A 12,582-nucleotide genomic window follows, 5' to 3' on the forward strand; every position below is an offset into this window, starting at 1 on the left:
CAGGAAATATCGACGCTTAGTACACGATTGTGCTTCGGATTCGTATTTCGCGTACGAGGGGTTTGGGGAAGTTGAGAAAGGTCTCGGTCCGGCCGGCCAGCTTCGAGACCGGAGCGGCCCAGCTCGACAACGCGGCGCGTGAGCTCCTCGCCCCGCCCGGGGGTCAGCACGACGATCTGGTCGCGGTGATCCGTGGCCTGGCGGAGAAGGGCGACCCACGACTCGCCCCGCCGCCCGCCCGGACCGCCGGGCCGCCCGCCCGTGGCCTCACCCGTGCGGTGGTGGTGGAGTCGGCCGGCGAACCCGCACCGGCGGACCGGCTGGACGACGAGTTCGACGTCATGGTCCGGATGCCGCTGGTACAGGCGGCGGACCGGCTGGACGCGGCGCTGACCCGTCACCGGCCGAAACTGCTGCTGCTCAAACACTCGCTCGACAGCGTCGACGAGCGCCTGATGGCCGCCTGCCTGGCACACGACGTCGAGATCTGGGTGCTCGCCCGACCGGTGTACGGGCTGCTCCGCCCGGCCCGGCTACGCCGGTTCGGCGGACTGCCGTGGCTGAGACTGCAGTGGAGCACCCGCTGGCCCGGCAAGGAACCGGCGAAGCGCTGCGTCGACCTGGCGCTGGCCCTCCTCACCGCTCCGCTCTCGGTCCCGGTGATGCTGCTGATCATGGCGGCGGTGAGTTGCAGCGGTCCGCCGCTCTACTTCCAGACCCGGGTGGGCGCCGGTGGCCGGCTGTTCCGGATGGTGAAGTTCCGGACCATGCGGGTCGACGCCGAACGGGAGACCGGACCGGTGCTGGTGGCCGTCGACGACAACCGGATCACCCGGGTGGGCCGGCTGCTGCGCCGGTCCCGCCTGGACGAGTTGCCGCAGTTGTGGAACGTCCTGCGGGGAGAGATGAGCCTGGTCGGCCCCCGCCCGGAGCGGCCCGAGTTCGTCGCCGACTTCCGCCGCCTGCCCCACTACGACCTGCGCCACCGGATCCGGCCGGGAATGACCGGCATCGCCCAGCTCACCGGCGGGTACGCCGCCACGGTCGAGGAAAAGCTCCGCTGCGACCTGCTCTACCTCAACTGTCGATCGGTCCGGCTGGACCTGACCCTGCTCACGCTGACCGTGATCGACCTCTTCCGGGGGTTCCCCCGTGGCTGAGACGACCGCGGCGGCCGGGCGCAGGGTCACCCGGAACACGGTCAGCCTGCTCGGCGCCCGCGCGATCACGGCCCTGGCCGGCCTGGTCTCGCTCCCGATCGTCTACGACCGGCTCGGAGCACGCGAGTTCGGTGTCTGGGTCCTGCTCAACGGTCTGGTCGCGGTGCTCGCCCTGGTCGACCTCGGACTCGGCTCCGCCCTGGTCCGCGAGGTCGCCGCGAACGGCGCCGGCACCGACCAGCGGCGGACCCGGGCCGTGCTCGGTCTCGGTCTCGGCTGGGCCGTCTGCCTCGGTGTCACCGCGCTCGCCGCGACGGTGGCCTGCTGGCCCTGGCTGGTCCGCCTGCTCAATTTCGGTGACCTGGCCGTCGAGGCCCGGCAGGCGGCGGTGGCGCTGCTGGTCGGGCTCCTCTTCGACGGGGTGGCGCTGCCCTGGCGGGCGCTGCTGGAGGGGTCGCAGCGGTACGGGCCGATCGCCTGGACCACCGGTGGCACCGCGTTGCTCGGCGCCGGCCTCGCCGTCGCCGTGGTACGCCTCGGCGGTGGTCTGGCCGCGCTCGCCGCGTCGGCGGCGGCCACCAGCGCCGTACGGACGCTGCTCCTGGTCGCGGTCGCCCGGCGCCACCAGCCACGACTGTCGCCCCGGCTGCGGGACCTGCGCCGGACCGACCTGCGCGTGGTCAGCGGCTACGGCCTGCGGGTGCAGGTGACCAGCGCGGCCGGCGCGGTCAACACCGACCTGGACCGGTTCGTCCTCGGCGGCTTCTTCGGACCGGCCGTCGCGGGTGGCTTCGAACTCGGTGGACGGCTGCTCACCCTGCTCCGGCTGGTGCCGGGGTTCGTGCTGCTCGCCCTCTTCCCGATGGCCGTCGACCGCGCCGCCCGGGAGGGGCCGGGCTGGCTGGACCGCTTCAACCTGACCACCACCCGCTACCTGAGCCTCTTTGTCGTGCCGGGCGCGGCGGCACTGATGGTCTGCGCCGACCCGCTGGTCCGGCTCTGGCTGGGGCAACCGGTCGCCTGGGCGGCGCTGAACATCGTCATCCTGGCCCCCTGTTACGCGCTCAGCCTCGCCGTCGGGGCGACCGCCATCGTCACCCGGGTCGAGGGCCGGCCCGGCCTGGAAACCACCTACGCCGTCCTCTCGGTGCTGCTCAACCTCACCCTCACCATCCCCCTGCTGCACCTGCTGGGTCCGGCCGGGGTGCCCACCGCCACCGCGCTAGCGGTCCTGCTGAGCACCGCCTACTTCCTGGTGCACTTCCACCGCCGTACCGGTCGGGCGATCGGACCGTTGCTGCGGGTCGGCTGGCCGCCGAGCGTGGTCGCGCTCGTCGCCGGCCTGGTCGGCGCGCTCGCCGCCCCGTACCTGCCGGACGGCCCGGGACGGCTGGACGCGGCACTGGCCGTGCTGACCCGGGGCGGGCTCACCCTCCTGGTCGCCGCCGTACTGCTCGCCGCCGTGGGGGCGGTGGGCGCGGGCGACCGGGCCCGGCTGCGTACGCTGCTGCGCCGGGTCGACCCGCCGGTGGCGCCGAGCCGGGTGGGTGTCGGATGAGCGCCCCCGGACTCTCGCCCGCCCCGGGCACACCGTCGACCCCGGGCGCACCGCCGACCCCGGACACCTCCCCGGCCGCGCTCGCGACCTGCCTGTTGTGTGGGCGTCGTGGTGGGCATCGGAGTGTGTTGGGTGGGGTGTTGTGGCGGTGTGGGTCGTGTGCGTTTTCGTGGACGGCGGCTGATTCGCCGCCGCCGGTGGAGTTGTATGACGAGTCGTATTTCCAGGGTGAGGGTTATGAGGACTATTTCTTGAGTGGGCCGCGTCGGTTCGAGTCGGGTCGGCGGTTGCGGTGGTTGTTGTCGGTGGCGCGGCCGTCTTCGTTGGTGGAGGCGGGTTCGGCGGGTGGGTTTTTTGTGGAGGCGGCGCGGGGGGTGGGGATCGCGGCGGAGGGTGTGGAGGTTTCCGAGTCGGCGGCCCGGTTCGCGCGGGAGCGGTTGGGTGTGCCGGTACGGGTGGGTTGTTTCGAGGTGGTGGCGCCGGTTCGTTCGGTGGAGGCGGTGTGTGCGTTCCATGTGTTGGAGCATGTGGAGGAGCCTCGGGAGTTTCTGCGGGCGGCGCGTGATGCGTTGGTGCCGGGTGGTTGGTTGGCGTTGGAGGTGCCGAACATCGCTTCGGCCGCCGCCGGCCGGCTCGGCCACGCGTGGCCCGGCCTTCAGCCGCGTTACCACCGGTGGCACTTCAGTCCCGAGTCGTTGACCCGGCTGGTCCGCGAGTGCGGTTTCCGGATCGTCCGCCAGGACACCGCGGTCTTCCGTTACTACATGCCGGCCCGATACCGCTGGCGTCACCTGCACCATCTGCTCCCCGCCGACCTGGTGGGCATCCGCTCGCCCCGGCTCACCCACCCCCGCCTCGGCGACCTGCTGCGGGTCGTCGCCCAACTACCGACCAGCACCCGGAGGAGAACGTCATGATCGGTCAGACCGGTCAGGTGGAACTGGCCCGCTGTTTGTTGTGTGGGCGTCGTGGTGGGCATCGGAGTGTGTTGGGTGGGGTGTTGTGGCGGTGTGGGTCGTGTGCGTTTTCGTGGACGGCGGCTGATTCGCCGCCGCCGGTGGAGTTGTATGACGAGTCGTATTTCCAGGGTGAGGGTTATGAGGACTATTTCTTGAGTGGGCCGCGTCGGTTCGAGTCGGGTCGGCGGTTGCGGTGGTTGTTGTCGGTGGCGCGGCCGTCTTCGTTGGTGGAGGCGGGTTCGGCGGGTGGGTTTTTTGTGGAGGCGGCGCGGGGGGTGGGGATCGCGGCGGAGGGTGTGGAGGTTTCCGAGTCGGCGGCCCGGTTCGCGCGGGAGCGGTTGGGTGTGCCGGTACGGGTGGGTTGTTTCGAGGTGGTGGCGCCGGTTCGTTCGGTGGAGGCGGTGTGTGCGTTCCATGTGTTGGAGCATGTGGAGGAGCCTCGGGAGTTTCTGCGGGCGGCGCGTGATGCGTTGGTGCCGGGTGGTTGGTTGGCGTTGGAGGTGCCGAACATCGCTTCGGCCGCCGCCGGCCGGCTCGGCGGAGCCTGGCCCCACCTCCAGCCCCGTTACCACCGGTGGCACTTCAGTCCCGAGTCGTTGACCCGGCTGGTCCGCGAGTGCGGTTTCCGGATCGTCCGCCAGGACACGATCTTCTCCCGGTTCTACTGGCAACCCTGGGGTCGACTGCGCCACGCCCGGGGGCTGCTGCTCGCCGACTGGGTGGCGAGCGGGTCGCCCCGGGTCAGCCATCCCACCCTGGGCGACGCGATCCGGTTGGTCGCCCGCCACGACGCGGGAGCGACCGCGTGAACCGGCAGCCGGTCACCGGGGAAGCGCAGCAGCGTAGGCCACTGGTCTCCGTACTGCTGGTGAACTGGAACACCCGGGACGAGACCCGGCGCTGCCTGGAGTCGTTGCGGGCCACCACCGGCCCGGGACAGCGCTTCGAGGTGGTGGCGGTCGACAACGGTTCCCGCGACGGCTCGGCCGAACTGCTCGCCGCGCAGCCGGACGTGCGGTTGATCCGCAACCGGCGCAACGTCGGCTTCGCCGCCGCGGTCAACCAGGCGTACCGGGAGGCGACCGGGGAGCTGATCCTGCTGCTCAACAGCGACGTGGTCTGTCACCCGGGCGCACTGGACACGATGGTCGAGTTTCTGGGCGAGCATCCCGACGCGGCCGGGGTCAGCCCGCTCTACCTCAACCCGGACGGCACCTTCCAGCAGCACTACGTGCAGCTACCGAGCTTCGCCGCGACCATCGCCCTGGTCACCGCCGCCCGCCGGATCCCGGTGTTCCGGCGGGCGCTGCACACGTTCCAGATGCGCGGGCAGGACTTCTCCCGCCCTCGGCCGCTCGCCTCGGGTAGCTGCATGCTGCTGCGCCGCTCGGTGCTGCCGGCCGACCACATCTTCGACGAGCGGTTCCCGATCTACTGGAACGACGCGGTGCTCGCCCGTACGCTCCAGGGCGCCGGGCACCAGCTCTGGATGATCCCGGACGCGGTGGTCACCCACACCAGGGGCGCCTCGTGCCGACTGCTGGGGCCGTCGGTCCGGTTCCGCCACCTGCTCGGCAGCCTGGTCTGCTACCTCCGGCTGACCGAACCGGCCTACCGGCTGCCGATCTTCCGGGCGGCGGTCTACGCCGACCACGTGATCAAGCGGATCTTCGGCCGTCCGGTGACGCTCGGCTTCGCCGACCTCCGGGCCGCCCTCCGTGGCGACGTCGGCCCGCTGCCCGACGGCGACATCCGTGACTGGGTCGTGCTGGCCAGCGCGGACCCGTGGACGCAGACCGGTCGGCACCGCGCGGTGCTGGTCGAGGCGCTGGACGCGGACCGTCGGGTCCTCTTTGTCGACCCACCGGCGCGGTTCGTCCGGTGGCGGTCGGTGATCCGGCCGGCCGGGGAATCGGTCTGGCAGGCGAGCCTGCCGACCGTGCTCCCGTTCGGTCGTCGGCTGCCCCTGGCGGACTCGGTCAACCGCAGGGTCGCGGCGGCGCTGCTGCGCCGCTGGCTCGACCAGCGTCCCGGCGCCCGGATGCTGCGGGTCGACGACCGGGCGGTGGCGCTGGCCGGGCGGCTCGGCGAGGACGCGATCCTGCCCGGCACCCCGGACATGCCGGTGCTGGAGCCGTCCCGTGGCTGACCGGGCCGACCCGGACTGGGTGCTGATGTTCAGCGGGAGCCCGTGGCGGGCCGCCGCGCACCGGCAACACGCGCTGGCCCGGCAACTCGCCGCCGACCACCGGGTGCTCTTTGTCGACCCGCCCGGCAACCGCCCGCACTGGCGATGCGGCGTACGGCCGGTGGCGGACTCCATCTGGCACGCGGTGCCGCCGAGCCCGCTCCCGTACGGCCGGCAGTTGCCCCCGGTCAACCAGCTCACCCGGCGGCTCACCTCGACCTGGCTGCGCCGCTGGCTCGACCGGCGGCCCGGACCTCGACTGCTCTGGCTCGACGAGGACCTCGCCGCGCCGGTCGTCGGAGAGCTGGGCGAGCGGGCGGTCGTCTACGACGCCACCGACCTCGACTGGACCTTCACCCGCCGGTGGAACCGCTGGCACCTGCGGCGCGGGCTGCGGGACGCGGTCGGCGCGGCGGACCTCGTGCTCGCCTCCTCCTCCGCACTGCCCGAGCGGCTGCCGCCGTCGCGTCGACCGGCGGTGGTGCTGCCGAACGGCTGTGACCCGGACCGGTTCACCCCCGACGGGCCGAGCGCGAGCTGGCTGGACCGGCTGCCCCGACCCCGGCTCGGCTACCTCGGCGCGATCGACAGCAGGGCGTTCGACGCCGAACTCGTCGCCGGTGTCGCCCGGTCCCGACCCGACTGGACGTTCGTCCTGGTCGGACCCGCGACCCCGGCCGGGTACGCGCCGCTGCGCGGGCTGGCCAACGTACGGCTGTTCGACGCCGTGCCGTACGCCGACGCGCCGGCCGTGTTGCGGGGCTGCGACGTCGGCCTCATCCCGTACCGGGTCGGTGGGCTGATCGACTACGTCCACCCGAAGAAGTGCTACGAATACCTGGCGGTCGGCAAGCCGGTGGTCGCCACCCCGCTGCCGGCCCTGGCACGGCTGGCGGCGAGCGCGGCCGGTCCGGTCCGGCTGGCCGGTGACGTCCCCGCCTTCGTGGCGGCCGTGTCGGCGGCGCTACGCGAGGCGCACCACCCGGACGAGTTCGCCCGCCGTCGGGCGGTGGCCGTCGCCAACAGTTGGTCCGTACGCGGCGACCAGCTTCGTGGCCTGCTCACGGAGCTGAGCGCGGGACCCGGCACCGGACCCGAACCAGCCGGATCGTCGGGACCAGCCGGATCGTCGGGACCAGCCGGACCGTCCGAACCGTCCTGGCCGGGCGGCGGGCCGTCCGGCGGCGCGGCGCGTCCCGGCGCCCCGGCCGAGCCGGTGGTGACCCGGTGATCGCCGCGCGGGTGGTCCCGCCCGGCGTGCTGATCGCCGGCGCGGCCGGTGGCGTGGCCGTCGTCCTGCCGCTCGTGGGCCTTCCCGGCGACCTCGGCCTGACCGCCGCCTGCGGTGTGCTCTGCCTGATCGGGTTCACCCTCTGGCCGTGGGCGGTGCTGCCGTTCGGCATCATCGGCGGCACCATCGCCGGAGTCTTCCTCGGCGACGGTGGCATCCGCTCGGTCATCATCATGCACACGCTGATCCTGCTGACCGGCTGTGCGGCGGTGGTGGTCCGGCGGATGCTGCTACCCGGGGAGCGGCCGAAACGCACCAGCACCGACACCGCGATGCTGGCCCTGGCCGCGCTGACCGCGCTCGCCGCGATCTACGGTCTGGTCCGGGGAAACGTGCCGATGTACGTCATCGTGGCCGCGTACCAGATCTCCATCATCCCGGGTTACTTCTTCGTCGCCACGCACACCCTCGCCGACGCGCGGTCGCTGCGCGCGGCCGGGCTGCTCTACCTCGGTACGGCGACCGTGCTGACCGCCGCCGAACTCGCCACCCCCGGGCGGCACGGCGGACTGCTCTCCTCGCTGGCCCTGCCACCGCTGATGGTGCTCGTCGGACGGACCCGGGGCTGGCGCCGGATCGCCCTGGTGCTCGTCGCCGCCGGGTTCGCCGCGGATGTCGTCCTCGCCTCCTACCGTTCGATCTGGCTGGCCGCCGGACTCGCCGTCGCGATCATGGTGATCCGGGGCGGGCCGGTGATCCGGCGCGGTGTCGCGACCACGGCCGCCGTCGGCATCCTGCTGCTGGCCCTGCTCAGCCTCTCCGCCGGCGTCCGGGAGCGGGCCTTGGTGATCACCTCGGCGCTCGGCCGGTCGGCGGGCCACCGGGCACCCGAGGCGTCCGTCGGGGTCGACGTCTTCTCCACCCAGCCGTTCGCCGGTGCCGGGTTGGGGCAGTCCACCCAGGGCATATACCTGCCCGGCATGGGCATGACCGACGTCGGTCCGATCTACCACGCGTTCTACGTGCTGGTCCTGGCCAACCTCGGGCTGATCGGGCTCTGCGCGGTGCTCTGGCCGGTGCTGCGTACGCTCCGGGTGGGATTTGCGGAGCGGGACGGCATGCCACTTGCCTTCGCCGCTCTGACCTGCGGGTTCCTTCTCGGCGCGTTCTTCGCCGGGCCGACCGAGGGACACTGGGAGCTGGGTCTGTTGCCGGCCCTGACCCTGCTCACCGCCCGAGCCACCGGGCTCTCCAACGGCCGGGTCGACCTGCCCGCCGCCGAACGCGTCCCCCAAACCACCGGACCGCCCGGTACCGCCCCGCCCTCGGCCGAAACGTGGTCGGGGCAGGCGCGCCCGCGCGAGTTGGTCCGCCTCACCCCGTCGACCGTCCCGGGTGGCGGGTCCGTCTGGGTGGTACGGGAACCGGCGGTGCCGCGATGACCAGGTACCCACAGGACCAGGCCGCCCGGCCGGGCACCGGCGCGGCCGGGGCGACGACCGGCGCGCCGGCCACCGCGATCATCGTCACCCACAACTCCGCCCGCGAGTTGGCCCGCGCACTCGACCCGCTGCTGCGGGCCGGGCTCGCGGTACGGGTGGTCGACAACGCCTCGACCGACGGCACGCCCGCGATCGTCGCCCGCGACTTCCCGGCCGTGCACCTGACCGTGAACGAGGTCAACGTCGGCTTCGCCCGCGCGGTCAACCAGGCGTTCACCGGGGTAGGGACGGACGTCGTACTGCTGGTCAACCCGGACTGCGAGGTCCCGGCGGAGACCGCGTACGAACTGGTCGGGCTCCTGCGCCGGCGTCCGGAGGTCGGGATCGCCGGTCCACGGCTGCTCGGTCGGGACGGTCGGGTGGCGATCAGCGCCCACCCGTTCGAGTCGCTGACCAGCGTGCTGGCCTCCCGGTTCGGTGGTGCCCTGGTGCCGGTCGCGCTGCGCCGGCTGGTCAGCGGGCGCCGCCGCCGCGACGCGTACGACGCGTGCCGCCGCCCGGCCGCCCCGGTCCCCGTCGACTGGCTCTCCGGTGCCTGCCTCGCCGTACGGGCCAGCGTCCTGCGCGACATCGGCGGCCTCGACGAGGGCTACTTCCTCTACTACGAGGACGAGGAGCTGTGTCTGCAGGCGTGGCGCCGGGGCGCCGAGGTGGTCTACCTGCCCACCGTGCGGGCCACCCACGTCGGCGGTGCCAGCAGCGCCGACCCGAGCTGGATCTGGCCCCACCTCTACCGGAGCCTGCTGCGGTTCTTCGCCCGCCACCGACCGCGCAGCTACCCGTTGGTGCGGGTCGCCGTCCTGCTCCGCGCGGTGCTCGGGATCGGACTCGCCGGCATCCGGCTGGGCATGCGGCCCCGCGCCGCCGCCACCCGGGCCCGGGCCTGGACGGGCGTGGCCCGGATCGCGCTCACCGCCGACCCCGAACGGCTGCGTGCCACCGCCGACCCCGTTCTGCCGCCCGCCACCGCCGACCCTGAACGGCCGCACGCCACCACCGTTGCCGACCGGCCGCACACCACCACCGTTCCCGAACGCGTCACCGCCACCCCCGAGCTTCTCGAAAGGCGGCCTCCATGCACGTCCTGATAACGGCGGCGGGCAAACGTACCGAGCACTGGACCGCGCTGTTCGCGGCCCTCTGCGACCGACCGGAGGTCACCCTGACGGTGCTCGCCGCCGACGTCTCCGCGCCGACCCACCGGGCGCTGGACCGGCTGGCCCGGCAACGGCCGAACCTGCGCTACCACCTGGTGCCACACCTGCTCGGCGAGGACCGCACCGGGCACATGGCCTCGGTGCTGTTCCGGCCGGGCACCGGGCGCCTGCTCGGCGGCCAGCGCCCGGACGTCGTACACGTCATCGGCGAGGCCGCCTACCTGACCACGTGGCAGGCGATCCGGATGCGCCAGCGGTACTGGGCCGGCACCCCGATCACGCTCTACGCGGCCCAGAACATCGTGATGCGCTTCCCGGTCCCGTTCCCGCGACTGGAACGGCAGGCGTACGACACCGTCGACCACGCCTTCCCGATCACCCCCGCGGCGCTCGGTGTGCTGCGAGCCAAGGGTTACCGGGGGGCGGCGACCATCGTTCCGTTGGGTGTGGACACCGCTCTGTTCCGCCCCCGCGCGTCGCCCCGGCCGTCGTCGGAGCGCTTCACCGTGGGCTTCGTCGGACGGCTGGAGCCGCACAAGGGCGTGCGTGACCTGCTCCGGGCCGTCGACTTGCTCGACTGTGACCTGCTCGCGGTGGGTGGGGGCAGCCTGCGCCCGGAGATCGAACGGCTCGCCGACAGCCGACCCGGACGGGTACGCCTGCACGGCTGGACCGACCACGCCGACCTGCCCAGGCTGCTCTCCCGGATGGACGTGCTGGTGCTGCCGTCGATCGAGGTGATCCAGCGCAACCTGGTCCGATGGATCGGCATCCCGCTCCGGGAGCAGTTCGGCCGGGTCCTGGTGGAGGCGATGGCGTGCGGGGTGCCGGTCGTCGGCAGTGACGTGGGGGAGATTCCGTACGTGATCGGCACCGCCGGGTTGACCTATCCGGCCGGGGACGTGCTGGCGCTGACCGATCGGCTGGCCCGGCTGCGCGACAACCGCGACTTCGCCCAGCGGCTGGCCACCCAGGGGGTGTCCCGCGCCACCACCGAATTCAGTTGGACGGGTACGGCCGACAGCATGTGCCGGGTCTGGCGGCAGTTGACCGGGGGCGCGAGTCCCGAACCAGCGTCGACCGGTGCCGGCGGTGCGGTGGGCCGGCACGAGCCGGCCGGCGGTGCGGTCGGCCACCACGACCCGGCCGGCGGTGCGGTCGGCCACCACGACCCGGCCGGCGCTCCGGCGGGCACATCGGGCCGGTCCGTACCGGACGCGCAGAAGGCGAGAACGTCATGATCCGACCAGCGGTTTCCTGGGCATTCCTGCGCGCCGTCCGGCGGCGCGCCGGACTGCCCCTGCTCGGCCTCTGCGCCGGGCTCGCCGGGGCGCAGGTGGTGACCATGTTCACGCCGCCGACGTACGAGGCGACCGCGACCATCATGGTCGTCGCCGGCACCCGTAACGACGAGGGCGGGGTCGCCCAGGCCGACATCGCGCTGGCCCAGAACCTCGCCCCGACGATCGCCCGGCTGGCCGAGTCCGGCGAGGTGGCCCAGGACGCCGCCGCCGCGCTCGGGCTCCCCACGAAGGCCGTGAACGGGAAGATCGAGGGCGGCTTCGAACTCGGCCTCCAGATCGTCACGGTCACCGCGAGCGCGAGTTCGGGCGTCCGGGCGGCGACGATCGCCAACGGCGCGGTCGACGCGGTCACCCGGCAGATCACCCGGCTGCGGATCGCCGGTCAGTCGGCGGTCTCCGCGCAGCCGCTCGACCGGGCCGGGCCGCCGTCCCGGCCGACCTCGCCGAAGCCGTTGCTCAACATCGCCCTCGGTGCGCTGGCCGGGCTGTTGATCGGACTCGGGCTGGCCTCGCTGCGGGAGCGGCTGGACGGGCGGTTGCGCGGGCTCAGCCGCATCGAGGCACAGCTCGGCCTGCCGATCCTGGGTGTCTTTCCCCGGCTGCCACGCCGGTTCCTACGCGGTCGGGCCCGGGTGGTGTACGCCCGCGCGGACGTGCGGGCCGCGACCGACGCCGCGGTCGCCGCGGTGAGCGTCCTGACCACCGCGTTGCCCCGGCGACGACTGCTGGTCGCCGGCGTCCGTGAGGACGACCGGACCGCGCTGGTGACCGGCATCCTCGCCCTGGGGCTGGCCGGTCAGCAGGAGCGGGTCACCCTGGTGGAGGGGCACCTCGCCAAGCCGGTCATCGCCGGCTACTTTCCCGACTCGCCCGGCTCCACGATCCAGGAGGCGGTCGCCGACGGGCTGCTGCCACAGACCGGTAACGGCCCGGGTCTGACCGTGCTGCCCGCCGACCCGGTCGGGCTGCACCTCAACTCCCGATCCGTCCAGATCGGGCAGGTCGGCGCGCTGCTCGACGTCTTCGCGGCCCGGGGCGACCTCGTCATCTGCAACGCGCCACCCGTGCTGGCCGGCCGGGAACTGGCCGCACTCGCCCAGCACGCCGACGGTGTGCTGCTCGTGGTCTACCCGGACAGCACCGGGCAGGCGGAAGCATCCCGGGCGGCACTGCTGATCCAACGGCTCGGGGCGCCCCTGGCCGGCGTACTGGTCGTGGGCGCGGCCGGGGAGCGGGCCGAGGCGCTCCCGTCGGCCTGGCCGGCGATCACACCGAGGAACCCGGTCATCGGACGGTCGGCACTGCCCAGCGGGGCCCGGCGCGACGACCTCGCGGTCACCGGGGCCTGGCGGGACGGCAACACCACCGTCCTGCCGGCGATCGGATCCGACGGCAGCGGCATCGGCTACCGCTTCGGCGAACTCGACGACCTGCTCCGCCCCGGGCGCGGCCGGACGGCGGTCGGCGGCCGGGCCAGTCACCACGTACTGCCGGAGAAGCAGCCCGAGGAGTGATCCCCCGTG

10 protein-coding genes are annotated in these 12,582 nt (G+C 73.3%); all 10 read left to right on the forward strand.

Annotated features, from left to right (window positions below):
- The first annotated feature begins 71 nt into the window (after positions 1-71).
- Genes ACI2K4_RS02840 through ACI2K4_RS02885 form a run of 10 tightly spaced genes read left to right on the forward strand, consistent with a single transcriptional unit; the run spans position 72 to position 12,573 of the window.
- Positions 72-1,160 carry a sugar transferase gene (locus tag ACI2K4_RS02840; RefSeq protein ID WP_404508213.1) on the forward strand — a complete coding sequence of 363 codons (1,089 nt, stop codon included), beginning with the start codon at positions 72-74 and terminating at the stop codon, positions 1,158-1,160.
- Complete coding sequence (locus ACI2K4_RS02845; protein WP_404508214.1) at positions 1,153-2,718, forward strand: oligosaccharide flippase family protein; 1,566 nt, start codon at positions 1,153-1,155, stop codon at positions 2,716-2,718. The genes ACI2K4_RS02840 and ACI2K4_RS02845 overlap by 8 nt, the downstream gene beginning before the upstream one ends.
- Positions 2,715-3,635, forward strand: coding sequence for a methyltransferase domain-containing protein (locus tag ACI2K4_RS02850; protein ID WP_404508215.1), 921 nt, complete (start codon positions 2,715-2,717; stop codon positions 3,633-3,635). The genes ACI2K4_RS02845 and ACI2K4_RS02850 overlap by 4 nt, the downstream gene beginning before the upstream one ends.
- Positions 3,632-4,486 carry a class I SAM-dependent methyltransferase gene (locus ACI2K4_RS02855; RefSeq protein ID WP_404508216.1) on the forward strand — a complete coding sequence of 285 codons (855 nt, stop codon included), beginning with the start codon at positions 3,632-3,634 and terminating at the stop codon, positions 4,484-4,486. The genes ACI2K4_RS02850 and ACI2K4_RS02855 overlap by 4 nt, the downstream gene beginning before the upstream one ends.
- Entirely contained in the window at positions 4,483-5,826 is a 1,344-nt protein-coding gene (locus tag ACI2K4_RS02860) for a glycosyltransferase family 2 protein (protein WP_404508218.1), read from the forward strand. Before ACI2K4_RS02855 ends, ACI2K4_RS02860 begins: the two co-directional genes overlap by 4 nt.
- A complete protein-coding gene (locus tag ACI2K4_RS02865) occupies positions 5,819-7,096 on the forward strand; it encodes a glycosyltransferase (protein ID WP_404508219.1) in 1,278 nt (425 codons plus the stop codon). Before ACI2K4_RS02860 ends, ACI2K4_RS02865 begins: the two co-directional genes overlap by 8 nt.
- The gene (locus ACI2K4_RS02870) at positions 7,093-8,538 is read left to right on the forward strand and encodes an O-antigen ligase family protein (protein WP_404508221.1); all 1,446 of its coding nucleotides are present in this window, start codon (positions 7,093-7,095) and stop codon (positions 8,536-8,538) included. The genes ACI2K4_RS02865 and ACI2K4_RS02870 overlap by 4 nt, the downstream gene beginning before the upstream one ends.
- The gene (locus tag ACI2K4_RS02875) at positions 8,535-9,686 is read left to right on the forward strand and encodes a glycosyltransferase family 2 protein (protein WP_404508222.1); all 1,152 of its coding nucleotides are present in this window, start codon (positions 8,535-8,537) and stop codon (positions 9,684-9,686) included. Before ACI2K4_RS02870 ends, ACI2K4_RS02875 begins: the two co-directional genes overlap by 4 nt.
- Entirely contained in the window at positions 9,674-10,996 is a 1,323-nt protein-coding gene (locus tag ACI2K4_RS02880) for a glycosyltransferase family 4 protein (RefSeq protein ID WP_404508223.1), read from the forward strand. Before ACI2K4_RS02875 ends, ACI2K4_RS02880 begins: the two co-directional genes overlap by 13 nt.
- Positions 10,993-12,573: a hypothetical protein gene (locus ACI2K4_RS02885; protein ID WP_404508224.1), complete on the forward strand. Its 1,581-nt coding sequence runs from the start codon at positions 10,993-10,995 to the stop codon at positions 12,571-12,573. The genes ACI2K4_RS02880 and ACI2K4_RS02885 overlap by 4 nt, the downstream gene beginning before the upstream one ends.
- Positions 12,574-12,582 lie beyond the last annotated feature (9 nt).

Origin of the sequence: Micromonospora sp. NPDC050397 (assembly GCF_044901685.1) — a bacterium.
In the GTDB taxonomy this organism is placed as follows: Bacteria; Actinomycetota; Actinomycetes; order Mycobacteriales; family Micromonosporaceae; genus Micromonospora_G.